Raw genomic sequence first — 24,005 nt, forward strand, 5'->3', positions numbered from 1 at the left:
AAACCGCGATGTACACGCTGCTCAAACTGCTCTCGGGTGTGGCCTTGCTGGTGTGGGGCACACAGACCGTCAAGGTCGGCATGCTGCGTCTGTACGGCGCGGACCTGCGCCGGCTGCTGTCGCGCAGCGTGTCGAACCGGTTCTCTGCACTGCTGGCCGGCATTGGCGTGACATGCCTGGTGCAGAGCAGTAACGCAACGGCCACCATCGTCGGCGCGTTTGTTGCGCAGGGGCTGATGGGCGTGTCGTCGGCGCTGGCGATCCTGCTGGGCGCCAACGTGGGCACGGCGCTGATGGCGCAGGTGTTCGCGCTGAATCTGTCATGGCTCTCGCCGCTGCTGATCTTCTTTGGTGTGATCCTGCATCTGTCGCGCAAGGGCAGCCCGGTCGGGCATTTCGGGCGAGTGCTGATCGGCCTGGGGCTGATCACGCTGGCACTGGAGCTGATTGCAGTAGCGGCCAGTCCGATGGTCGAGGCGAACGCGCTGCGCGTGCTGCTCAGTTCCATCTCGGCGGACACCGGCCTGAACATCCTGATCGGCGCGGTGCTGACGCTGCTGTGCTATTCGAGCCTGGCCGTGGTGCTGTTCTGCGCCACGCTGGCGACCTCCGCGGCGGTGTCGGTCAAGGTGGCCTTTGCAATCGTGCTGGGGGCCAACATCGGCAGTGCCATCGCCGCATTGGCGACCACGCCGGCATCCAGTCAGTCAGCGCGCCGGGCGACGCTGGGCAACCTGCTCTCACGCGTGCTGGGTGCTGTGCTGGTGGTGCCGTTCCTCGGCAAGCTGGCCGTGCTGGCGCCGCATGTTGGGGTAGCGTTGCAGCACGTGGTGGTCGCGTTCCACGTGTTGTTCAACGTGGCGCTGGCGGCGCTGTTGATTGGCTTCACCGAGCAGATGGCCCGCCTGTGCACGCGCATCCTGCCGGGCGGCCGGCATCTGGATGAACTGGTCGCGCCGCGCTATCTCGACCCGTCGGCACTGGCCACGCCCACGCTGGCGCTGGGCAACGCCTCGCGTGAAGTGCTGCGCATCGGCGACCGCGTCGAGCACATGCTGGAGAACACGCTGCGCGTGCTCAAGACCGATGACGTGCGCCTGCTGCAGACCACACGCGCCGTTGACGACGAGGTCGACGCGCTCTACACGGCCGTCAAGTTCTACCTCACGCAACTCAGCCACGAGGCGCTGGACGATCGCGAGGGCAAACGTTGGGCCGACATCATCTCGGTCACCATCAACCTGGAGCATGCTGGGGACATCATCGATCGCCTGCTGCAGGATGTGCGCGAGAAGAAGATCGCGCACAAGCTGACCTTCTCCGAGGCCGGCATGCAAGAGCTGGAAGACATGCATACGCGGCTGGTCGCCAACCTCAAGCTTTCGATGTCGGTGTTCCTGACCGGCGACCTGCCCAGTGCGCAACGGCTGATGCTGGAGAAGGCGACCTTCCGCGATCTGGAAAAGCGCTATGCGCGCAGCCATCTCACGCGCATCTCCGCGCAGACTTCCGAGAGCATCGAGACCAGCTCGCTGCATCTGGACATCATCAGCGATTTCAAGCGGCTGAACTCGCTGTTCTGCGCGGCGGCGTATCCGGTGCTGGACGAGGCCGGGCTGCTCAACCGCAGCCGCATGCAAGAGCGCGACGGCGCGGTTGCGTCGGAGGCCTGAGCACTACAGCTTGTAGCCGATCTGCCGCAGCAGGTCCTTGCGCCACGCGATGTCGGCATCGGTCTCGATGCCCAGCGGCGAGGCGCCATCCACCACACCGAGCACGCCACGCCCTTGCTCCGTCTGCGCGACGATCACTTGCGTCGGATTGGCCGTGGCGCAGTAGATGCGGCACACCTCCGGCACCGCGCGCACGGCAGCCAGCACATTGACGGGGAAGAACCCGTCGCCCAGAAAGATTAGAAAGGTATGGCCCGCGCCGATGGCCAACGCGTTGTCCCGCGCGAGCGCGAGGGCCACGTCGTCATTGCCCGACCAGCGCACGAGCCGCTTGCCCGACGCCTCGCAGAACGCGATGCCGAAGCGGATGCCCGGTACCGCACCCACGAGCGCTTCGTGGAGGTCTTCCACAGTCTTGATGAAGTGCGACTGGCCGAAGATGAAGTTGGTCGTCTCCGGCTTGACGATGGGCACCACGGTGAGGTCCATGGCGGCGCTCCTGAGGGGTGGGAACGCTCTTCATCGTAGGGCGCGGCTGTTTGATTGCAAGCCGCGCCCCACGACACCCACATCGGCTTACTTGCGCTTGAGCAGCGGTGCGAGGTACTTACCGGTAAAACTCGCCTTGTTCTTCGCCAAATCCTCCGGCGTGCCCTTGGCGATGATTTGCCCGCCGCCCGCACCGCCTTCCGGCCCCAGATCGAGCAGCCAGTCCGCCGTTTTGATCACGTCGAGGTTGTGCTCGATGATGACGATCGTGTTGCCGTGGTCGCGCAGCTTGTAGATGACCTTGAGCAGCAGTTCGATGTCGTGGAAGTGCAGGCCGGTGGTCGGCTCGTCCAGGATGTAGAGCGTGCGGCCGGTATCGCGCTTCGATAGCTCCAGTGACAGCTTCACGCGCTGCGCCTCGCCGCCCGACAGTGTCGTCGCCGATTGCCCCAGGCGGATGTAGCCCAGGCCCACGTCCAGCAGCGTCTGCAGCTTGCGGCGCACCACCGGCACCGGCGCGAAGAACTCGTGCGCCTGCTCCACCGTCATCTCCAGCACTTCGGTGATGTTCTTGCCCTTGTAGAGCACTTCCAGCGTCTCACGGTTGTAGCGCTTGCCGTGGCACACGTCGCACGGCACGTACACGTCGGGCAGGAAGTGCATCTCGACCTTGAGCACGCCGTCGCCCTGGCAGGCCTCGCAGCGGCCACCCTTGACGTTGAACGAGAAGCGGCCCGGGTCATACCCGCGCTCCTTGGCCGACGGTACACCCGCAAACAGCTCGCGGATCGGCGTAAACAGCCCCGTGTAGGTGGCCGGGTTCGAACGTGGCGTGCGGCCAATCGGCGATTGGTCGACGTTGATGACCTTGTCGAAATGCTCCAGCCCGTCGATGCGGTCATGCGCCGCCGGCTCCGGCGTGGAGCCATATAGATGGCGCGCCACCGCGTGATACAGCGTGTCGTTGATCAGCGTCGACTTGCCTGAGCCCGACACCCCCGTGATGCACGTCAGCAGCCCGACCGGGATGTCCGCCGACACGCCCCTGAGGTTGTTGCCGCTGGCGTTGATGATGCGCAGCCAGCGTTCCTCATCGGGTGCCGTGCGCTGCTTGGGCACCTCGATGCGGCGCTTGCCCGAGAGGTATTCGCCCGTGAGCGACGCGGGCGATTGCTCGACCTGCTTGGGCGTGCCCTCGGCAATGATCTGGCCACCATGCACACCGGCACCGGGGCCGATGTCGACCACGTAATCCGACGCGCGGATCATGTCTTCATCGTGCTCGACCACTAGCACCGAGTTACCGAGATCGCGCAGGTGCTTAAGTGTGCCGATCAGGCGATCGTTGTCGCGCTGGTGCAGGCCGATCGACGGCTCATCCAGCACGTACATCACGCCGGTCAGGCCCGAGCCGATCTGCGAAGCGAGTCGAATGCGCTGCGCCTCACCGCCCGAGAGCGTGTCGGCGCTGCGTTCCAGCGACAGGTAATCCAGCCCGACGTTGTTCAGGAAGTTCAGCCGCGCGGAGATTTCCTTGACGATCTTGTCGGCGATCTCGCGCTTGGCGCCGTGCATGTTCAGCGTCAGGAAATACGTCAACGCGTCGCGCAGCGGCCAGCCGTTGATCTCGTAGATGGCGCGTGCCTGGTCGGCCTCGCCCAGCTTGACGTTGCGGGCTTCGCGGCGCAGGCGCGTGCCTTCGCACTCGGGGCAGGGCTGGTTGTTCTGGTACTTGGTCAGTTCTTCGCGCACGGCGATGGAATCGGTCTCTTTGTAGCGCCGCTCCAGGTTGGGGATGATCCCCTCGAATGCATGCTCGCGCACCGTGGTGCGGCCGCGCTCGTTGATGTACGTGAACGGAATCTGCTGCTTGTCCGAGCCATGCAGCACGATCTGCTGCATCTCTGGCGACAGTTCTTCAAACGGCACGTCGATGTCGACGTCATAGAACACCGCCAGGCTCTGCAGCATCTGGAAGTAGAACTGGTTGCGGCGGTCCCACCCCTTGATGGCGCCTGAAGCCAGCGACAGGTTCGGGAAGGCCACCACGCGCTTCGGATCGAAGAACGTGATCTGGCCCAGGCCGTCGCAGTGCGGGCAGGCGCCCATCGGGTTGTTGAACGAGAACAGCCGCGGCTCCAGCTCCTGCAGCGAATACGAGCAGATCGGGCAGGCGAACTTGGAGCTGAAACCGTGCTCCTTGCCGGTGTCCATTTCCAGCGCGATGGCGCGGCCGTCGGCCAGGCGCAGCGCGGTTTCGAACGATTCGGCCAGGCGCTGCTTGAGTTCCGGGTTGACCTTCACGCGGTCGACCACCACCTCAATCGAGTGCTTGTCGTTTTTCTTGAGCTTGGGCAGGTTGTCGACTTCATAGACCTTGGCTTCGGCCTCGTGCGCGGTACCGCCACCCGAGCGGATGCGGAAGCGCACGAAACCCTGTGCCTGCATCGCTTCAAACAGGTCGACGTGCTCGCCCTTGCGGTTGGCCACTACGGGCGCCAGGATCATCAGCTTGGTGTCGGCGGGCAGCGCCAGCACGGCATCGACCATCTGCGACACGCTCTGTGCTTCCAGCGGCTGGCCGTGATCGGGGCAGTAAGGTGTGCCGGCGCGCGCATACAGCAGACGCAGGTAGTCGTGGATCTCGGTGACGGTACCCACCGTCGAGCGCGGGTTGTGGCTCGTTGCCTTCTGTTCGATGGAGATGGCCGGCGACAGGCCTTCGATCAGGTCAACGTCGGGCTTCTCCATGAGCTGCAGGAACTGCCGGGCATATGCCGACAGTGACTCCACATAGCGCCGCTGCCCCTCCGCATACAGCGTATCGAACGCGAGCGACGACTTGCCCGACCCCGACAGCCCGGTGATCACGACCAGCTGGTTGCGCGGCAGGTCGAGGTTGATGTTCTTCAGGTTGTGGGTACGGGCCCCACGAATCTTGATTTCGTCCATGTGCAGCTTGGCGCTGAGGACCGCCCGCCCAGGTTGGGTGCGGCAATGAGCGGAGGGGGTGGAAAAGGGTAAGCCTGCTAATATACCGAACTTCGGTTTTGCGGGTACCCGGCCCCAGATGGGGCAGTCCGAAAGATCGTTCAAGTGTCCTTGCCGCCGCTTTTTTGCGGCGGTTTCTGCACCCAGTTTCCGACTCCCCATCCATGACTTCCGCTTCCGGCCGCATGACCGGCCTTGAGCTGCGAGCGGCCGCCTCGCTGGCCGGCATATTTGCGCTGCGCATGCTCGGTTTGTTCATGATCATGCCGGTCTTTGCAGTGTTCGCAAAAACGCTGCCCGACGGCAACAACACCCAACTCGTCGCCTTCGCCATTGGCGTGTATGGCCTGACGCAGGCGGTGCTCTATATCCCCTACGGCTGGTTATCAGACCGCTTCGGACGCAAGCCCGTCATCGTGACGGGGCTGGTGATCTTTGCGGTCGGCAGCCTGGTGGCCGCGTTTTCGCACAGCGTGGCGGGCATCGCCGTGGGGCGGGCCATCCAAGGCGCGGGGGCGATTTCCTCGGCGGTCATCGCCTTCGTGGCCGACCTGACGCGCGAAGAACATCGCACCAAGGCCATGGCCATGATCGGCGGCAGCATCGGCTTGTCGTTTGCCGTGGCCATCGTGAGTGCACCTATCATCTTCCGCTGGGTGGGCATGCCGGGCATGTTCACGGCGATTGGCGTGCTGGCAATCGTCGCCATCGGCGTGGTGCTGTGGGTGGTGCCGAATGCGCCGCGTCCGCCCGAGCACGTGAAAGCGCCGTTCCGCGAGGTGTTGCATAACCCTGAATTGCTGCGCCTGAACTTTGGCGTGTTTGCCCTGCATGCTACGCAAACGGCGCTGTTTGTCGTGCTGCCGCACATGCTGGAGGCCGCCGGCCTGCCGATCGACTCGCACTGGAAGGTCTACCTGCCGGTGATGGGCGTGTCGTTCGTGCTGATGGTGCCGGCCATCATTGCTGCGGAAAAGCGCGGCAAGATGAAGATCGTGCTGTTGTCTGCCGTGGCGTTGGTCATGGTCGCGCAACTGGCGCTGGGCGAAGTGCATCCGACACTGACCGCGCTGTCGATTGCGCTGCTGGTGTACTTCCTGGGCTTCAACGTGCTGGAGGCATCGCAGCCTTCGCTGGTGTCGAAGTACGCGCCGGGCGTGCGCAAGGGCGCGGCCATGGGCGTATACAACACGACGCAGGCGCTGGGGCTGTTTGCGGGCGGTGCGGGCGGTGGCTGGATTCTGCTGCACGCGGGGCAGCATGCAGTTTTCCTAAGCTGCGCGGCGCTGGCTTTTGCGTGGCTTATAATTGCGAGCCCCATGCAGATGCCGGCGCTGCGCCGACACTAACCCGGGCCTACGGCGGCATCACTTAATTACTCTTCGGAAACTCATCATGGCGTCCGTCAACAAAGTCATCATCGTCGGCAATCTCGGCGCCGATCCAGAAACGCGTTACATGCCCAGCGGCGACGCCGTCACCAACATCCGTGTGGCGACCACCGACCGCTACAAGGACAAAGCCAGCGGCGAAATGAAGGAAGCCACCGAGTGGCACCGCATCGCCTTCTTTGGCCGTCTGGCCGAAATCGCCGGCGAATACCTGAAGAAGGGTTCGTCGGTCTACATCGAAGGCCGACTCAAGACCCGTCAATGGGAAAAGGACGGCCAGAAACAATACAGCACCGAAATCGTTGCAGACCAAATGCAGATGCTCGGCGGCCGCCAAGGCATGGGCGGCGAGGGCGGTGGCGAGGGTGGCGGTGGCTACTCGCGTGGCGGTCAAGGCGGCGGTGGCGGTGGTTACGGCGGCGGTCGTAGCCAAGGCCAAGGCGGTGGTTACTCGCGCGGCGGCGAAGGCGGCGGCCAAGGTGGTGGCCAGGGCGCTGGCGCACGTCGTCAACAAGCGCCGTCGAATGGTTTTGAGGATATGGATGACGACATCCCGTTCTGACGGGATTCGGCGTAGCTCTGTAAAGAAAGGTCCTGAGGTTTCTGCTTGATCAATGGGTCAGGCGGGAATTTGCAGGGCCTTTTTCTTTGGGTCCGCCTCCGTCGCCAACTGGAACATGCTGGCGGGCGCTCGAGCGCAACAGGCGAACTAGACTGTAGGAGGCGATGCCCACCGGTCTGGAGAGAAGCCATGAAACGCGTGATGAAGCGTCTCCTGCTTGCTGTTGCCATGCTGACCGTGGTTGGCGGCGCCGTTGGAACTTATGCCGCGCTATCGGCATCCTCGGCGCATGCTGAGCCGTGTGGCGGCCGTGGGTATCCGGAGGGCGGTGGCGGTCATCCCTAGCCCAGGAGCACAATGCGCCACCGCAGGCCGCACTGTGCAGTAACGCATCGGCTGAGCAACAAAAAACCCGGCGTCCGTGACGGACAGCCGGGTGTGTTTCGTATCCACCAACGCGATGGCTTCAATCGCTATCGCAGGGCTTCTTGAAGACGTGCTTCACACCGCATTTGGTGGCATGCGCCGCGTTCTTCACACCATGCCCAACCGCACGCGCGGCATTGGCTGTGGCATGGCCGGCTTCTTTTGCCGCATGCCCGGTCTTTCTGGCTGCTTCCTTGGTGCCCTGCTTGATGTTCTCTTTCGTCTCAGACAGGTCGGCATGGGCGATGGGGCTGAGCAGTGCCAGCAATAGCGCGGCGAGCGGGAGCAGACGACCTTTCACAGGGGGATTCCTCTCAAACACATTCATACGGCGGACGCGTCGAGCACGACGGCGGCGCGACCGGTCAACAGGATGCGCTCGGCGCAGCGCACGGTAAAGCGATACAACACGTTGTTACCGTCTCCGCTGATGCGCTCGGCTTCGATGTCGAGCGGCGCGTCAAACGTGTCGAGCCGATCGACGTGCGCTTCAACGCTGCGCACACTGGCGAGAAAGCCTGCGCGCGGACGCTGCTGAGCGGTCTCATGTGCCACATCAAGCAGGGCACCGTGTACGGCCATCGCCTGTGCGGCGTATTCGACGCCACACACTGCTGCCAGCCGATCGTGCGCGCGCAGCGGGTTGGCCGGATCGCGGTGGCTGATGGCGGTGCAATGGATGCGCGCGTCGTCCCAGGCGAGCACGGTGTCGAGCAGGCACATCGCACCGCTGTGTGGAATGCGCGCGGCAATCCAGCTTCGGTCGAGCGGCGGCGACAGTGGTGCGCCCTGTGTCATGGCGCGCGCTTGCTGAAGACGCCATCGGCGCCTCGCAGGACGACATCCACCTGCAGGCGCGTGTCGGGCAGATAGTCGAGCACCACGCTTTGCGCATGCCGCGTCGCCAGCACTTCGAGCAGCGGCAGTGCGCGCGCGGCGGGATTGCCGCTGCGCAGTGCTTCGAGTTTGGCGTGTGCCAGTGTCGTGGCGTGGGCATCGGTCAGGGCGACATCGATGCGTGCCAACGTATGTGCGCTCGGTTCGGGCGCGAGCACCAGTGCCACGGCAAACGCATCAGGCACCGGCCGCACCGCGCGCAGCGGCTCGGGGTAGTCGGCGTCATACACAATCAGCAGGTTGGCTGCCGCATCAACCGTGACCTGGCAGAGGCTCTCCAGCAGACCCGCAGCAAAGCTGCCGTCGTGCGCGCACAGCACGTTGGATGGCGCGGTGGCATGCGTGGCGATGCTCCAGTAGCCCGCCGGTGCGTTGTGCACGGAATTGTGGAAGCGCGTGGGCGACAGCTTGCGATCATCGCTCGCCAGCGTTTCGCAGATCACGTGGCAGTTCTGGCCGTCGCCGCCGGATGAACTGAACACGGTGGCGAGCGTGGCGGCATCGCGTCCGCTGGCGGTCACAGCTTCGTGGCCAACCGCGAGTGCCAGCTTGACGACCGGCCCTGTGCGGCGCCGCTCGACGGACGGCAGGCTTGTCGGTGAGGGCAGGACGGTGCGTTCGGCCGAGTACGCCACGCGCCCGGCAAGAACGTCCGCCGCCTGCGGCCAACCCGGCAGGCCGGGCCCGAGCAGGCCGATGCTTTCAATGAAGGCGCTCAGTCGGGTCATGGTGCGATAGGGTCTGTTCGCATATGCAACGTGCGCACGTTGGCCCGAGCGGGGGCCAGATGCGTGAAGGACGTCGCCGCAAAGGGTTGCTCCCTTTGCAAGGCGTTCCGACAAAGCAGATGGCCCCCGCTCGGGCCAACCCTTGCGTGCGTACGTTGCATATGCGAACAGACCCTAGTGGCTGGCACGGTCGGCACGACCGAAGATGAGGCTGCAGTTTGTGCCGCCAAAACCAAATGCGTTGCTGAGCGCGGTGCGCATGTCGGCTGCACGGCTGTTCGTCACGTAGTTGAGGGCCAATGCGGGGTCCGGCTGCGTGGTGTTGATGCCGGCCGGCAGGATCTGGTGGCGCAGCGCCAGTGCGGTGATCACGGCTTCCAGCGCACCTGCCGCGCCCAGCGTGTGGCCGGTCGCGCCTTTGGTCGAACTGCACGGCGTGCCGTCGAACAGGGCGTGGATGGCGTGGCCCTCGGCGGCGTCGTTGCTCAGCGTGCCGGTGCCGTGCAGGTTGATGTAGTCGATGTCTTTTGCGTCGAGGCCGCTGGCGGTCAGCGCTTGCGCCATCGCCGCGCGTGCGCCCAGGCCTTCGGGGTGCGGCGTCGACATGTGATGGGCGTCGCTCGATTCGCCGATGCCGAGCAGCAGGATCGCGTTTTCGTCGAGCGCGTCCAAGGCTTGATCCGCATCGGGCGCGCGTTCGAGCAGTACAAAGGCGGCGGCCTCGCCGATCGAGATGCCATCCCGCGCGACATCGCACGGCCGGCACGGCTGCTGCGACAGCAGCTCCAGCGAGTTGAAGCCATACAGCGCAGTCAGGCACAGCGAATCCACACCGCCTACCACCGCCGCATCGATCAGGCCGGCCGCCAGCATGCGCCGCGCCGAGGCAAACACCTTGGCGCCCGACGAGCAGGCCGACGAGATCGTCATCGACGGCCCACCCAGCCCGAAATACGCCCGTACGAACGCGGCAGGCGAGTAGATGTTGTGCGTGTGCGCGTAGTGGAAGTCAGCCGGCAGCGCGCCGGTTTGGGCGTCACGGTGCTGGTAGGCGTGTTCCGCCTGCAGGATGCCGGAGGTGCTGGTGCCGATGAACACGCCGACGCGTTTGGCGCCGTAGCGTGCTTTGGCGGCTTCAACCTGCTCGGCAAAGCCGTCTTGCGTGAGGCCGATCTGTGCCAGGCGGTTGTTGCGGCAATCGAAATCGGACAGGTTCGGGCGCAGGCGTTCTGCGTCTGCGCCGTCCACTGCGCCGATCCAGGTGTCGAGGTCTGCCCGTGGGAAGTCGCAGGGCACCAGGCCGCCACGCTGCCCGCGCAGCGCGTCGAGCGTGGCGTCGAGGCCACGTCCGATGCAACTCGTGGCGGTGAAATGCGTGAGCAGTAGGGGCTTCACGGGGGTGGGGTCGGGGCAGTTGATGGGGTGAGGCTTGGCCGACGTCTGGCGAATCCGGGCCGGCTACGTACACAAATTTTATCAAACGGTCACTTGCGGTCCGCCCGGCGGCGAAGCTTCCAATGCCAACGCCGCGCACAGGGTGATGCACTGCAACTGGGCTTGCGCCGCTGCCTGCAGCACGATTGGCAGTGCGGCCAGCAGCACAGGCTCGCCGCGAGCATCGCGCGCCGCGTGACCGTCGTGCACGAGCAGGATGTCCCGCGCTGCCAGGTTGTGCAGCAAGCGCCGCGCCACCGCCGCCGCATCGTGCGAGCGTGTGTCAAAGCCGCGTCGGGTCCAGCTCGCCAGTTGCAGGCCGAGCTGGCACAACACGGGTTCGAGGAACGGGTTGCGCAATCCGGCGGGTGCACGGAAGAACAGGGGGCGCGTGCCGGTGATTTCCGTCAGCGTGTTCTGCGCCGCCGCGATTTCGCGCCGCAGCGCGCCGGGGCCCTGCACCGAGAAGTTGTGCCGGTGGCGCTGGCTGTGGTTTTCCACCGCGTGTCCGCGCGCGACGATGGCCTCGACGCAGTGCGGGTGCCGGCGCGCCAGATCGCCAATGCAGAAGAACGTGGCGCGGGCGCCGTATGTGTCCAGCAGATCGAGCACGCGCGGCGTGACCTCAGGGTCAGGGCCATCGTCGATGGTGAGCGCGATCTGCTGGCCGGCCGTTGCAGGCAGGCGTGTCCAGTTGGGACCGAGCAGTGCGCTGCGCGGCCACAGTCCTGCGGCCATCATCGCCAGGTGCGAGGCAACCACCGCACCGCTCGCCCACGGCCACGACGACGGCTGGGCCACTACCGCCATAGCCGCACCGGCGTGCAGTGCCAGCGAGCCGGTGATGAGCGGCGTTGGTTTCCAGCGTCGTGCCATGTTGGGGGTGTTGGTGGGTGGAGCGTTCATGCGGCGATGTGTCTGTCGGAATCAGCCGGCGGCGCGAGGATGGCGGCAAACACCAGCGCCAACATGGCGCCTGGGCCGACCGTCAGCCCGAACGTTTCCAGCATCGGCACACGCGAGAAGGCCAGCAGGCCGAAGCCGGCCACCGTCGCCAGGTTCGCCACCAGCAGTGACACCAGTGTCTGCGGTGTGATGCTCGACGTGCCCGCGCGCTGGTTGAAGAACAGCGCATAGTTCGAACCCACCGCCACGATCAGCAGCATGCCCACCAAATGCAGGATGGTCAGTTGCACGCCTGTCAGCGCAAAACCGGCGGTGACGACCAGTACCGCTGCCACCAGCGGCGCCAACGCGCGCAACGTGCGTTGTGCAGAGCGCAGCGTGATCAACAGCAACAACGCAATCGCTGCGAAGCCTGCCAGCGACAGGTGGATGTCTTCGCGCACGTAGTCGACGTACAGGCGGTCGGCTTCGGCTTTTAGATCCACGAAGAGTGCGCCGGGCAGGTTGGCGCGCTCGACGGCGGTACGGATGGCAGCAGCATCCAGGCCGGGTTGGTTTGCCGTGTGAGCGGGTGCGCGCAACGGCAACATGGCGCTCCATTGACTGTCACGCTCCGTCAACAGTGCATCCACGGCCAGGGCCATCGACGTGCCTTGCAGGTCTGCGCGACGCAGCAGCGGTTGCGTGCGTGCAGCAGCCACATCGGCGATGAACGGGGCGAAGAGATCGGGCTTCACGCGGATGGGCTGGTCTTCGACGGCGGCGCGCATGCGCGCGGTCAGCACATCGGCAGGCAGCAGGCTGGCCAGGCGCGCACGCTGCGTGGCATCGCTGGGCAGATAGCGTGCGGGGTTCTCGAACCCAGCCAGCACGCCCGCATCCACCAACGGTTGCAGTTGCGCGGCCACCTTCTCCGCGCCCTGCAGGGCCGCCTGTTCGGTCGCACCCGGAATCACCACCAGATAGCGCACGTCTGGCGCGCCCACATCGGCGCGCAGGCTGGCATCGAGTGCCTGGCTCTTCGCAGGCACCGGGCTGAGCGCGGCCAGTTCGCGGCTCCATAGGCCATCGCGATGCAGCACAAGTGCGGCACATGCGCCCACCAGAACAAGCACCAGCAACCCGCGCACGCGTGGCGCGGCGTGTGCCGCGCGCGCCAGCCACGCACCGAGCTTGGCAACGTCGCGAATCTCCACGTGCGCACCACGCAGATGCGGCAACACATAACGTGTGACCAGCGCCGCCGTCACCAGCCCGACAATCGAATACGCTCCAAGCTGCACAAGCCCCGGAAAGCCCGAGAACAGCATCGACGCAAAACCGCACACCGAGGTCAGCACACCCAGCCGGATCGTCGGCCAGTACGCGGCAATCCACGCGCGCAGCGAATCATCGGCACGTGCAGTGCGTGTGTGGGCCGACTGCACGAACAGGTAGATCGAATAGTCGACAGCCTCGCCGATGAGCGTGGTGCCGAACCCGAGCGTCAACCCATGCACCGTGCCGAACCCGACGCTGACCGCCGCCACCCCGGCCGCCACACCCGAGAGCACCGGCAACAGCCCGAGCACCAGCGTGCGCGGCGAGCGATACACCGTCAGCAGCAGCGCAACGATCAGCACGAGGCTCAACGCAGAAAGGCGCTCCACGTCGTGCTTGATGGTGTCGCGCGTGTCGACCGAGAACACGCCGGGGCCGGTCATCAGCAGCGTGGTCGATGCGGCATTCGGCACGGTGCGCGCGGCCGCATCGAACGCGCGGCGCACGGTGTCGATGGCGCGGGCTTGTGCATCGGTGTCGGAGCCGGCAGCGGCAGTCTGTGCGACCAGCACGGCGCGCTTGCCGTCGTGTGAGGCCCAGACGCCGTTCGACATGGACGGCAGTGCTGTGCTGTCGAGCTGGCTGACCAGTGCGGCCACCTCGCCGGTGGGGTCGCGGGGCAGCATATTCTTGGCGACCAATCCGGCCGATGACGCCAGCAGGTCCAGGCTCTCGCCCAGTGCCGCGTGCAGCCCTTCGGCGGAGAAGCGCTGCGGTGTGACGGCCGGGCTGAGCAGATAGCGATGTGTGAACACGAACGCTCGGTCGCGCGCCTCGCTCACGGGTTCGCCGTTGTTGATGGCGTTGAACTGCGCGTCGGCACGCAGCGTGGCAGCAAGCTGCCGAGACAATGTTGCACGCGTAGGCGCATCGCCGCCTTCGATGCCGATGAGGATCAGCCGTGACACCAACCCCTCACGCAGCTGGTCGACCAGCACGCGTTGCTCTGCGCTGGGCGAGCGCGGCAGAAAGGCGGAGAGATCTGCCGTGAAGCTTGTGCGCCCGATCACGACTGCACACAGCAGCAGGCCGAACAGCCACACCAGCACGGCGGGCTGCCGCAGTGCACGTGCGTCGTTGGCGGGCTCGCGCATCGGCATCGGCTTCAGTGATTGATCGGTCGCAGGCGCATCAGCGAGTGGTCGCCGTCTGCCTGGCGGATGGCGACGCTGCGCAGCACATCGCGCGTGCCATCGAGCGTGATGGTGTTGACCACCTTCTGCATGCGCGCGTCGATGGGGGTGAGCGTCAGCGTCCAGTCATCGCCCCGGCCGCTGATGGCGACCTTGTACACCGCTTCGAGCGCGTAGCGATTGCCGGCCAGCGTTGCGCGGATGCTCTCGATGAATGCGGCGAGCTCCGGATACTGCGCAAGCGGCATCGAGAACTTGCGCTGGTTGCGCTCGACGGTCAGCGTGTTGCCGTCGATCACGAGGTGCTCGGGCTTGGGTGCCAGCGTGTGCTTCTCCAGGTGGTCGGGCGCGACGAAGACGAGTTCACCGGATGACTCCACGGGCTGCGCGGTAATCGACAGCGTCTTCGTTTCGGTAAAGGTGGCGCGCCCGGACTTGTTGCGCGCAAGGGTGGACATCAGACGGTCGAGCGTCCAGCCGGAGGTGTCAGCGGCATGGACGGTGCCGGCGAGCATGCTGGCGGTGAGCATGGCAACGCAGGCGCGAAGCAGTGAGCGAGAGGTCATGGCGTCTGGGTTTCCTGGCCTTCTGGGCGTCCGGCGGGGTGCTGCTCGGTCGCGCTGGCATCCTGCCAGAAGTCGAAGAAGTTGAACCAGTTGTAGGGCGCGGTGCGGCAGCAGTGTTCGACGTGTTCCACATAGCGTGCCAGCGCGGCCTGGACGGCGGCGGCACGGTCCTCGCGTTGCAGGTTCGTGAAGTCGGCCAGCTTGTCGAACTGCACGGCGTAGCGGTTGCCGCCCAGGTGCAGGCCGGACATGAACAGCACCGGTCGCTTGAGCATGGCGGCCATGTGCAGCGGCCCCAGCGGAAACGCAGCAGGGGCGCCGAGAAAGTCCACGCGCTGCACGGAAGCACCCGCATCGCGCAGCAACGTACGATCGGCCAGCATGCCGACCAGGCGATTGTCGTCGAGTGCCTCGCGCACCTGCAGCATCGCATCGACGCGCCCCAGCGGAATGATCTCCGGCGCCGCGGCTGGGTTGATGGCGGCAACGGCGGCGTTGATGTTGCGTGCGTTGTCTTCGTACATGGCAACCGATACACGCAGATCCGGCACCGTGCGGCCGAGTGCGCGCACCACCTCGAAGCTGCCCAGGTGCGCGCCCAGCAGGAAGGCACCACGCCCCTGCGCGAGCACCTCATGCACATGCTCCTGCCCCTGCAACTGAATGTCGAACAGGTCGAACCGCGCATGCATCAGGTAGATGCGGTCGTGGATTGTGGTGCCGAAGGTGAGCATGTGCCGATAGACCTCAAGCATGCTGACCCTACCTGCAGGCCTGCCGAGCGTGCGCCGCAGGTAGTCGCGCGATGCACGGCAGGCCGCGGGTGAGCACAGCACGAAGTACAGCGTGCCCAGTTGCAGCACGAGCCGACTGAATGGCCGGCCCAGGTGCAACGAGACCCAGGTCATCACGCGCAGTGCTGCCAGGTTGCTCCGCTCCGGGCGCTCGGCCCATTCAGGGCGCTTCATGCCGGCACGGCCTCTGGCGTGCGCGCCTGCGTGCTGAGCACACCGCTGGCCACCTCACGCTCGCCCGCGCGGATCGTGAAGCGGATTGCGCCACTGGCCGTGGTGTCGAACGTGAGATCAAGCGCTTCGCCCGGCGCTGCAGGGCTCAGAAACTTGGCCGAGCCGAGCTGGCAGGCATCGAACGAGCGGCCCAGCGCCACCCCGATCGTGTGGATCGCATGATCGAGCAGCACCACACCCGGCACGATCGGGCGCCCCGGAAAGTGGCCGGGCAGGGCAGGGTGATCGACGGGGATGGTGAAACGCATCGCGGGCTTTCGATGGTGGAGTTGCAGTTGTTGCGCAACCAGCGTGGCCAGCGTATCCCGCGCCAGCTTGCCGGTGCCGTTGCGCGGCAGCGCATCGACAAACAGCAGCGGGCGCGGCAGGAATGCAGCATCGATGCGCTCGTGCAGCGCGCGCAGCAACGTTGCTGCACTCAGCCCTGGTGCAACAACCAGCGCCACCAGCCGCGTGACCGGCATGCCGCCATACGCATGCGGCGTGGCCGGTGCATCGTCCGGCATGAAGAACACGCCGTCCACCACGCCCGCAATCGCATTGAGCTGATGGTTCAGATACGCGAGCGAAGACCGCTTGCCGGCAATGTTGATGAGATCCGCCTTGCGCCCGTGCAGCAGGAAGTGTGTGTCGTCCAGCAACTCCAGCGTATCGCCCATCGGCACCGGGGTTTCCACATGTCCGCCGGAGACCCACACCGTTGGGCCGTCGTCATCGGTGGTACCCGAACGCGACTCCAGCCGAATATCGGGATACGCATGCCACGCGGTGTCCTGTGCCGTGCGCCGCGTGGCGATCTGGCCGGTCTCGGTGCTGCCGTAGATTTCGACGAGCGGGGCGGCTAGGCGTGCTTCTGCCTCGCGTGCCAGCGCGGTTGATAGCGACGCGGTGGCCGACAGCACCAGCGCTGCGCCCGGCAGCGTGGGCTCCGACGCCAGCAGCGCCCGCAGGTGCACCGGTGAGGTCACTAGCACGCGCGGTTCCGGCACGGCCTCCAGCGCTTCGCGGATGTCCGCCGGATAGAACGGCTGCCGGTTGCTCAACGCCAGGCCAGCCTGCAGCGCGAGCAGCACCGTCACTTCAAAGCCATACATGTGCTGCGCGGGCACGGTGCCGACCAGCGTGAAGGCGCGCCCGTCATTCAGCCCGAGCCGCGCAGCGCCCGCGCGCATGCACCGCACCAGCCCGCCCCACGTCTTGCGATGCGGCACCGGCGCGCCGGTCGAGCCAGACGTGAACAGATAGGCCATGACCTGCGACGCATCAATCTGCGGCACATCGACAGGCGCATCGCACGGTGTTGCATCATCGGCGTAGTGGAAGCCAGGCAGGTCGACAGGGCACGCGCTTGCATCGTGCAGGCAGAACACATCGGGTGCGAACGCCGCCAACTGCCGCACCATCTGCGGCGTTTGCATGGGCGGCAGCAGGCTGATCTTGCCGGCCACCAGCGTCGCGCACAGACCGACGGCGAAGCGGTAGCGGTCTGCGCAGGCGTTGAAGACGTGGCCGCCCGGCGGAAGCATCGCAGCCAGCCGCTTCACGTCGACAAGGAACGCACGCACGGAAACCGGGGTGCCGTCGCGCCAGGCGAGCGTGTGGTCCAGCGAGGTGTGGGAGACCAGCGGGTAAGTCGGCATGAAGCAATCTCGGGTGATGCAGTGGGCGTGGGTTTAGCGGGGTTGCCGGTAAGCACGCACGGCGTCGAACAGGCTGGAGCGCGGCTCGTCGCGCAGCACGATGCGCCGGCAGACGTATTCCGCGGCAAACATCACGCCCACCAGCGGCAGCGATATGTAGTTGGCAAACGTGGCCCACGTGACGATCGATGCCATGGCAAACAGCAGCGTGGAGACCGCCGCCGTTGCCAGGAAGAACACCATCCATGCCACTGTCACCTGCTGCGAATACCGAGTGATGCGTGGCGTGAGCGTGCCGTGCACGATGGCGGCAAAGCGCGTGCACAGCGGTTCGCGCCCAGCGACCAGCGTGCGGCCGAATACGTAAGCCATCATCAGATTGAAGCTCGCATGCTCGAGGTACAGGCCCCATTCGAAATGGCGTGCCAGCGGTTCGCGAACACTCCACAGTGCACCGCAGACCAGCAACCACAGCGGCAGCACCCAAACACGCTGCGCAGAGCGGGCTGCGGCCACCAGCGCAATGGCCAACGGCGGCACGAGCGCCATCGCCAGCCCGAAGCCATGCATGCCCGGTGTCGCCACCGCGTAATGCGCGCCCACCTGGTAGGCCACGACCGCAGCCACGCCTGCCGCGCCGCGCAAGATGCCGGTCAGTCGATCCATGTCAGAAGGGCGTGGAAGAAGCGGTGCTGCATCAGGTGTTGGGTAGGTCTGTCCGGTTGCTGGAAGTGCCGGGCATTTTCATCATACGCAGGCGCCAGCGGGCCGGTTGGTGCAGTCCGGGCCTCGCCGGACAATTCTGGCCGCCACATTCTAGTGGCCCGCACGTGCCTCGCCCGACTGGTCGATGCTGCGTTTGTAACCGGATGTACAAGCTGTCGAACGTGTGATGAAAGCGTCTGGGTGCCGATTGGCGATACGGCGCGGTGTTACCCCAAAGTTGAATCGTTTGCGTCACAAATGCGGGTATCGCGCGCGGGGTTTTTGTCACGGTTTCGCGCTATACGAGGGGGGACCCTTCGACTAGAATCCGCGTAGCTTAAACGACCCCCATACCGCACGGGCGGGGGCAGGGCACGGCAGGGTTTCGGGCGAGGAGGACATCGTCGCTTCAGGCCACATTCCTGGCCGCATTCCCTCGCTACAGGGTCTCTGTCAGCAGACCTTACGCTGCCCGTGTGAGCAAGACCGATGAACGATCTGGAAAAAGAACTCGCCGCCCTGATGATCGGCGAGCTGAATCTCGAAGACATCCAACTCGACACCCTGACCGCCGATACGGCGCTGTATGGCGAAGGGTTTGCGCTCGACTCCATCGACATTCTTGAAGTCGCGCTGCTGATCTCCAAGAAGTACGGCTTCGAACTGCGTTCGGGCAATCCGGACAACGCCAAGATCTTCGCTTCGCTGGGTTCGCTGGCGGCCTACGTGGCCGCCCACCGCACACGATAGGCACACGTTGGTGCCCGACACGTTGCCGCGCACGCATGACGCCATGCCGATGACCGGCGCATCTTCCACGCACCTCGTCCTGATCCCTAGCTACAACCCGGGCGTCAAGCTTGATGAGACCGTGCGCAGCGCCCGCGCGCAATGGAACCCCGTCTGGGTGGTGGTCGACGGCAGCACCGATGGCAGCGCCGAGCGCCTGCAGGCCATGGCCGCTCAGGACCCTGGGCTGCACGTGATCGTGCTGCCGCACAACCAGGGCAAGGGCGTGGCCATCCAGGCTGGGCTCGAGGCCGCTGCCGCACGCGGCTTCTCTTACGTGCTGACCATGGATTCCGACGGCCAGCACCCCGCTGACCTGATCCCCGCCTTTATGGCCGCCTCGCAGGCGGCACCCGATGCGATGATCCTCGGGCAACCGGTGTTCGATACAAGCGCGCCGCAATTGCGCGTGCAGGGCCGGCGCCTGTCGAACGTGTGCGCAGACCTCGAAACGCTGTGGGCGGGTATCGGCGATACGTTGTTCGGATTCCGCGTGTACCCGATCGCGCCGCTGGTCGCCATCATGCGCAGGCACACGTGGATGCGCGGCTTCGACTTTGACCCCGAAGCGGCCGTGCGTCTGTGCTGGGCCGGCGTGCGCCCGATCCGGGTGGATGCGCCGGTGCGGTATTTCCGGGTGAGCGAAGGCGGCGTGTCGCATTTCCAGTATCTGCGCGACAACATCCTGCTGGTGGGCATGCACCTGCGCTTGACGGCAGGCGGGTTGCTGCGTTTGCCTTGGCAGATCGCCCGGCGCTTGCAGCGGGGCTGGTAGACGCGACGTCGGCTTACGCGACGGCGCGAGCAGTGGCCTTGGCTTGATTGAGCAGAATCTGCGCCGCAAGCCACGCCCGGGTGGCGGCGGTGGGGTCGCCAACAGCGCGCGCATCAGCCGTGGCGCCGGAGAGCAGCATCACGTAGACCCCCGCGAGCTGCCGTGCCGCGTCGGCGGGCACTTCTTCTATGAGCAGCGTCTCGATCATGTTGAGCAGATCGTCGCGGTAGCGCACTGCCACGTCGGTCACCTTGGGGCAGGTCGCGCCAAATTCGGCCAGCGCGCGCTCGAACAGGCAGCCGGCAAACTCCGGGCTGCGGAACCACGCTTCATACCAGTCGAAGATGCCCTTCAGGCGGGCATTGACGTCAGGCATGGTCGAAAGCTGCTCGGCCATGCTGTTCATGATGAAGGTGTAGCGCTGCTCCAGCACTTCCTTGATCAGGTCTTCCTTGCCGGAAAAGTGCCGATAAAGCGTCATGCGCGCGACACCGGACTCGTTGATGATCCAATCAACGCCGACCGGGTAGAAGCCGTGCCGGGAAAACAGCTCGCTGGCCTTGTCCACCACTTGTTGGCGCTTGCTTGCGCGCATTGCTACCTCTCTTGATTGCTGGGTTGCATCTTAGCATCGGCCCCTTGCCGCATCCTGTGGATTTGGCTGGCGGCCAGACCGTGCCCGGACTGTTGTTGCCATGTCAGCTTTACGCTTTGGTAACACAAGTTCACATGGTTGACGCTAAAGTAGACCGATCTATATCATGTGCCCGCAATTCGTATGTGGGGCGGGGAAAAGAAGGCTTTGCGCGACCGGTTGGGGCATACCCATCCGGGGCTGACGGGGTCTCTCTCAATCGACAGCAACAATAAGAAATAAGAGGTCAGACGAATGCGTAATCGTTTGCTGATGCTGGGGGCAGTCGTGTGGTTGGCCGCGTGTGCCCAGCCGCAACCGCCCAGCGATGTGGTGCGGATTTGCGACGATCGTGGGTGCGCCGATCGGCCGAAGGCTCAAGTGGCTTTTGACCAGGCGAATATCCCGGACGAAGAGCCGCGCATCGCGGCCCTCAAGGAAGTCGCCAAGCGTGAACCCAAGGCCGCCTACGACCTGGGCCTGCGCTACTTCCGCGGCGACGGCGTGCGTCAGGACAGCTACCAGGCGCTGGTGTGGATGCGAGAGGCTGCCGAACACGGCAACCTGGCGGCGCAGAAGGCGCTGGGCGCGTTCTACCTGTTCGGCCTTGAAGAAATGGGCTCCGACCCGGCTGAAGCCGAAAAATGGCTCTCGATTGCGGTAAGCCGCGGCGATAAGGAATCCAAGAAGCTGCTCAATGAAGCGCGCAAGGCGAAACAGTCGGAGCAGGACGACTACAAGTGGCGCGCGCAGTGGCGCACCACCTATTACAACTACTGGTACTCGGGTTATCCGTATTTGGGTGTCTGGCGTCAGACAACCTGGTACTGGTACTGACCGGACAAGCAAAAGCGTTATCGCGTTTTTAAGGTGCTTTGGGGAGGGGGAAACTCGTCGTGCGCCTTGCCAAGGGGGGCTTATCGAGTCGAAGGACGCGTAAGCCGGAAATCGACTCAATTCGAGCCACAAAACAATATGAAAACCAATCTTTTCAGCCGCACTGCCAAGTTCGCAGGTGTGGCGATCCTCACCGCTTCGCTCGCAGCATGCGCAGGCGGCGGCGTCGTGACCCCGGGCGGCCAGAACGCCGGCGTGAGCGGTGCTGCAGCCGGCGGCTCCAGCGCAGGTGCAGATCCGACGCTCGAGCGCTGCGCTTCGCCGCTGGGCACGATCGCCATGGATGATGGCCGCAACGCTGACTGGTACGGCCAGTTTGGCAGCGCCACCAAGATCACCACGATCGATCCGCTGCTGCGCTTGGCCGTGCAGCAGTCCAACTGCTTCATCATCACGTCGATCGGCAACCAGAAGACCGATGCACGCCTGTCGCGCATCACCGATCTGCAGCGCAACTCCGGCGAATACCGTGCCGGCTCCAAGCAGCAGAAGGGCCAGCGCGTGGCTGCTGACTACTACATGGAGCCGCAGATCATCATCAACGACTCGCCGATCGGTGGCGTGGCGGGTGCCGTGGGCGGCCTGCTGGGCAACAGCGCCATCGCCGCGCTGGCCGGCAGCGTGAAGTCGAAGGCTTCGGTCGTGACGCTGACGCTGTTTGACGTGCGCTCGGCCGTGCAGATCGCGGCAGCAGAAGGCAGCTCGACGGCTACCAACTACGGCGCCGTGCTGGCTGGCTTCGGCGGCGGCGTGGGCGGCGGTCTGGCTGGCTTCTCCAGCACGCCAGAAGGCAAGGCCACGGTGGTCGCCTTCATCGACGCCTGGAACAAGATGGTCGTTGCGCTGCGCAGCTACAAGGCGCAAGACGTGAAGGGCGGTCTGGGCCGTGGCGGTACGCTCAAGGTCAACTGAGTGTTGAGCGGGGATTCACACAGAAGAGGCGTGTAGCGCCCTGATGTGTCAAAGAAAAAGCCTGCGGCGGTGACGTCGCAGGCTTTTTTCTTGGCTGGGCGCGGTTGTGTCAGCGTGCGTCTTTCGGCCGATCGCCCTTGGGCCAATCCTTGGCGCGCTCGGCATAGTCGGGACGTGGCTGCTGGGTAAAGAACCCGGCCACGTCCACGGCTTCCTGCGCGGTCAGCGTGCCGCCCTGGCCCAGCGGCATGTTGTGCTTCACGAAAGGCGCAGCGGTGTACAGGCGCGCCATGCCCGCACCGATGTTGAATGAATCCTTGCCCCACAGCGGCGGCATGAAGTAGCCGCCTTGCGGGTTCGGCATGCCCTGGCCTTCAGCGCCATGGCAGGCGGCGCAGCGCTGCGCGTAGATGGCCTTGCCGTTTTCGCGATTCGGCACGAGCGCGGTGTCGATCTTCTCGAAGCCGCGTCCAGTCACGTTGGTGCCTACCGGCACGCCGCTCGAGAGCCATTTCATGTACGCGAGGATGGCGTTCATGTCTTCGCCGTCAAAGGCGATCGGCTTGCCGTTCATCGAGCGCTGGAAGCAATCATTCACGCGCTGCTGCAACGAGATGACGGCACCGCTGCGCGAGCGGTATTCGGGAAACGCTGCGGTCAGCCCCACCCACGGCGCGGCGTACGGCGTCGTGCCGCCGTTCAGGTGGCAGCTCGTGCAGTTCAGGCCGTTGCCGACGTTGTGCGGCAACTGGCGCTTGGTGTCGGTCAGGATCAGCTTGCCGCGCTTGATGGCGTCGCCCACGGGGCCCGCAGGGATGGTGGCTTCGTCGGGCACGGGCAGCGTGCCCGGCGTGGCTTGTGCGAATGCGGATGTGCTAACGGCCAGCGCCAATGCAGCGCCGAGTTTGCGAAGCGTCATGTTGCCCCCTGTGGGTGAGTTGTGTGTTCTTGTAGAGGTCGAGGTCGAGGTTTGCGCGGCTAGCGCTTGCGCTCGATCACGCTGAAGACGGCCATGCCCGCCAGCATGGCTGCGACAAAACCAATGGCCTTGGGCACACCCGCACCCAGCGCCACCAATGCCGGCCCCGGGCAGAACCCAGCCAGGCCCCAGCCGATACCGAAGACCGCGCTGCCGAGCACCAGCCGTGTGGTGACGCCCGTGGCAGACGGCCACTGAATCAACGCGCCGAACAACGAGCGCCCGCGCCGCCGCGCGATGAAGAAGGCGATCACGCCAACGGCAATCGCCCCGCCCATCACGAATGCCAGCGATGGGTCCCAACGGCCGAACAGATCCAGAAAGCCGAGCACCTTGGCCGGATTGGCCATGCCCGACACGATGAGCCCCGCACCAAACAGCAGGCCCGCGATCAATGCCATCACGATCGGCATGTCAGCCTCCCACCACGTGTCGCATCACGAACACGGTGACGATGCCCGCCGCCATGAAGGTGAGCGTCGCCACCAGCGAGCGCACCGAGCCGCGCGATAACCCGCAGACGCCGTGGCCGCTTGTGCAGCCACCTGCATAGCGCGTACCGATGCCCACCAGGAAGCCGGCGGCGATGACCTCGCCCCAGCCGGCGGTGATGTCCGGCACCACCGGCTGGCCGAGCAGCGCCGCAATAACGGGTGCCCCGATCAGCCCGACGAGAAAGGCGATACGCCAATCCATGTCACCGCGCGGGCGCTGCAGCAGCCCGCCGACGATGCCGCTGATGCCGGCAATGCGGCCGTTGCCCAGCACGAGCACAGCTGCGGCCAGCCCGATGATCAGGCCGCCAATCATGGCTGCGCCTGGCGTGAAATGCGCAAAGTCAATCGACATGGGAATCGAGGTGGGGGCGAAATCAATTAAGGCTCAAATAATATATAAATTTGTAGATTGTTTGTTGGATCGTCCCCCAGGGAGACGAAAGCGTCACGCGCGCCATTCAGGTCGCGCGGCGTGCCGCGGTTGGGGGCCAAGCCCGATCATGAACGCGTGGCCGCACGGATTGCCGTGTGGTCCAACCCGGCGGGCGGCACGCTTGTGCGCGCCCGCTTCAACGTCGCGGCGAGGGGTTCTGTCGGGGATTCCCGCGCCATACCGTGACCGATGCCGAGATG

At 65.2% G+C, this 24,005-nt stretch carries 24 protein-coding genes; 8 read left to right on the forward strand and 16 right to left on the reverse strand.

The window, feature by feature from the left end:
- Window positions 1-8 precede the first annotated feature (8 nt).
- Window positions 9-1,673: a Na/Pi cotransporter family protein gene (locus PI87_RS17820; protein ID WP_039599051.1), complete on the forward strand. Its 1,665-nt coding sequence runs from the start codon at window positions 9-11 to the stop codon at window positions 1,671-1,673.
- Between the two features lie 3 nt (window positions 1,674-1,676).
- Here the strand turns inward: PI87_RS17820 and PI87_RS17825 are convergent, their stop codons facing one another.
- Window positions 1,677-2,162 (reverse strand): adenosine-specific kinase, encoded by a 486-nt coding sequence (locus PI87_RS17825; RefSeq protein WP_039599052.1) that lies wholly within the window; start codon window positions 2,160-2,162, stop codon window positions 1,677-1,679.
- Window positions 2,163-2,249: 87 nt separating this feature from the next.
- Window positions 2,250-5,114: an excinuclease ABC subunit UvrA gene (gene uvrA / locus PI87_RS17830; protein WP_039599053.1), complete on the reverse strand. Its 2,865-nt coding sequence runs from the start codon at window positions 5,112-5,114 to the stop codon at window positions 2,250-2,252.
- Window positions 5,115-5,338: 224 nt separating this feature from the next.
- On the opposite strand from uvrA, the gene PI87_RS17835 reads away from it, so the two are divergent.
- From PI87_RS17835 to PI87_RS29460, 3 genes are all read left to right on the forward strand, one after another.
- On the forward strand, window positions 5,339-6,502 hold the full coding sequence (locus tag PI87_RS17835) for an MFS transporter (protein ID WP_039599054.1): 1,164 nt from the start codon (window positions 5,339-5,341) through the stop codon (window positions 6,500-6,502).
- A gap of 46 nt (window positions 6,503-6,548) precedes the next feature.
- Window positions 6,549-7,106: a single-stranded DNA-binding protein gene (gene ssb / locus PI87_RS17840; RefSeq protein WP_039599055.1), complete on the forward strand. Its 558-nt coding sequence runs from the start codon at window positions 6,549-6,551 to the stop codon at window positions 7,104-7,106.
- A gap of 189 nt (window positions 7,107-7,295) precedes the next feature.
- Complete coding sequence (locus tag PI87_RS29460) at window positions 7,296-7,451, forward strand: hypothetical protein (protein ID WP_198139577.1); 156 nt, start codon at window positions 7,296-7,298, stop codon at window positions 7,449-7,451.
- A 121-nt stretch (window positions 7,452-7,572) separates the two neighbouring features.
- On the opposite strand, the gene PI87_RS17845 is transcribed toward PI87_RS29460, so the two are convergent.
- The 10 genes from PI87_RS17845 to PI87_RS17890 form a co-directional block, all read right to left on the reverse strand.
- Entirely contained in the window at window positions 7,573-7,833 is a 261-nt protein-coding gene (locus tag PI87_RS17845) for a hypothetical protein (RefSeq protein WP_039599056.1), read from the reverse strand.
- A gap of 23 nt (window positions 7,834-7,856) precedes the next feature.
- A complete protein-coding gene (locus PI87_RS17850) occupies window positions 7,857-8,330 on the reverse strand; it encodes a hotdog family protein (protein WP_039599057.1) in 474 nt (157 codons plus the stop codon).
- Window positions 8,327-9,157 carry a beta-ketoacyl synthase chain length factor gene (locus PI87_RS17855; protein ID WP_039599058.1) on the reverse strand — a complete coding sequence of 277 codons (831 nt, stop codon included), beginning with the start codon at window positions 9,155-9,157 and terminating at the stop codon, window positions 8,327-8,329. Before PI87_RS17855 ends, PI87_RS17850 begins: the two co-directional genes overlap by 4 nt.
- Window positions 9,158-9,331: 174 nt before the next feature.
- Complete coding sequence (locus PI87_RS17860) at window positions 9,332-10,552, reverse strand: beta-ketoacyl-[acyl-carrier-protein] synthase family protein (protein WP_039599059.1); 1,221 nt, start codon at window positions 10,550-10,552, stop codon at window positions 9,332-9,334.
- Between the two features lie 81 nt (window positions 10,553-10,633).
- On the reverse strand, window positions 10,634-11,497 hold the full coding sequence (locus tag PI87_RS17865) for a polysaccharide deacetylase family protein (RefSeq protein WP_039599060.1): 864 nt from the start codon (window positions 11,495-11,497) through the stop codon (window positions 10,634-10,636).
- Window positions 11,494-13,911 (reverse strand): MMPL family transporter, encoded by a 2,418-nt coding sequence (locus tag PI87_RS17870; RefSeq protein ID WP_232314022.1) that lies wholly within the window; start codon window positions 13,909-13,911, stop codon window positions 11,494-11,496. The genes PI87_RS17865 and PI87_RS17870 overlap by 4 nt, the downstream gene beginning before the upstream one ends.
- Before the next feature lie 11 nt (window positions 13,912-13,922).
- Window positions 13,923-14,480: a LolA-related protein gene (locus PI87_RS17875; RefSeq protein WP_232314027.1), complete on the reverse strand. Its 558-nt coding sequence runs from the start codon at window positions 14,478-14,480 to the stop codon at window positions 13,923-13,925.
- Window positions 14,481-14,512: 32 nt separating this feature from the next.
- Window positions 14,513-15,484 (reverse strand): LpxL/LpxP family acyltransferase, encoded by a 972-nt coding sequence (locus PI87_RS17880; protein WP_039599063.1) that lies wholly within the window; start codon window positions 15,482-15,484, stop codon window positions 14,513-14,515.
- Window positions 15,481-17,184, reverse strand: a complete 1,704-nt coding sequence (locus PI87_RS17885) for an AMP-binding protein (RefSeq protein WP_039599064.1) — start codon at window positions 17,182-17,184, stop codon at window positions 15,481-15,483. The genes PI87_RS17880 and PI87_RS17885 overlap by 4 nt, the downstream gene beginning before the upstream one ends.
- Window positions 17,185-17,217: 33 nt before the next feature.
- A complete protein-coding gene (locus PI87_RS17890; protein ID WP_039599065.1) occupies window positions 17,218-17,850 on the reverse strand; it encodes a membrane protein in 633 nt (210 codons plus the stop codon).
- 528 nt (window positions 17,851-18,378) lie between these two features.
- Here PI87_RS17890 and PI87_RS17895 point away from each other — a divergent pair.
- Together PI87_RS17895 and PI87_RS17900 are read left to right on the forward strand one after the other, a co-directional pair.
- A complete protein-coding gene (locus PI87_RS17895; RefSeq protein WP_039599066.1) occupies window positions 18,379-18,639 on the forward strand; it encodes a phosphopantetheine-binding protein in 261 nt (86 codons plus the stop codon).
- Between the two features lie 43 nt (window positions 18,640-18,682).
- On the forward strand, window positions 18,683-19,453 hold the full coding sequence (locus tag PI87_RS17900; RefSeq protein ID WP_039599192.1) for a glycosyltransferase family 2 protein: 771 nt from the start codon (window positions 18,683-18,685) through the stop codon (window positions 19,451-19,453).
- Window positions 19,454-19,466: 13 nt separating this feature from the next.
- Here the strand turns inward: PI87_RS17900 and PI87_RS17905 are convergent, their stop codons facing one another.
- Complete coding sequence (locus PI87_RS17905) at window positions 19,467-20,048, reverse strand: TetR/AcrR family transcriptional regulator (RefSeq protein ID WP_039599067.1); 582 nt, start codon at window positions 20,046-20,048, stop codon at window positions 19,467-19,469.
- Between the two features lie 294 nt (window positions 20,049-20,342).
- Between PI87_RS17905 and PI87_RS17910 the strand changes: the two genes are divergently transcribed.
- Complete coding sequence (locus PI87_RS17910; protein ID WP_039599068.1) at window positions 20,343-20,924, forward strand: tetratricopeptide repeat protein; 582 nt, start codon at window positions 20,343-20,345, stop codon at window positions 20,922-20,924.
- A 138-nt stretch (window positions 20,925-21,062) separates the two neighbouring features.
- Window positions 21,063-21,896 (forward strand): hypothetical protein, encoded by an 834-nt coding sequence (locus PI87_RS17915; protein WP_039599069.1) that lies wholly within the window; start codon window positions 21,063-21,065, stop codon window positions 21,894-21,896.
- Window positions 21,897-22,005: 109 nt separating this feature from the next.
- Here the strand turns inward: PI87_RS17915 and PI87_RS17920 are convergent, their stop codons facing one another.
- Genes PI87_RS17920 through PI87_RS17930 form a run of 3 tightly spaced genes read right to left on the reverse strand, consistent with a single transcriptional unit; the run spans window position 22,006 to window position 23,724 of the window.
- A complete protein-coding gene (locus PI87_RS17920) occupies window positions 22,006-22,815 on the reverse strand; it encodes a c-type cytochrome (protein ID WP_039599070.1) in 810 nt (269 codons plus the stop codon).
- Between the two features lie 59 nt (window positions 22,816-22,874).
- On the reverse strand, window positions 22,875-23,288 hold the full coding sequence (locus tag PI87_RS17925) for a DUF6691 family protein (RefSeq protein WP_039599071.1): 414 nt from the start codon (window positions 23,286-23,288) through the stop codon (window positions 22,875-22,877).
- Between the two features lies 1 nt (window position 23,289).
- Window positions 23,290-23,724, reverse strand: coding sequence for a YeeE/YedE family protein (locus PI87_RS17930; RefSeq protein WP_039599072.1), 435 nt, complete (start codon window positions 23,722-23,724; stop codon window positions 23,290-23,292).
- Window positions 23,725-24,005 lie beyond the last annotated feature (281 nt).

Source organism: Ralstonia sp. A12 (assembly GCF_000801955.1).
In the GTDB taxonomy this organism is placed as follows: Bacteria; Pseudomonadota; Gammaproteobacteria; order Burkholderiales; family Burkholderiaceae; genus Ralstonia.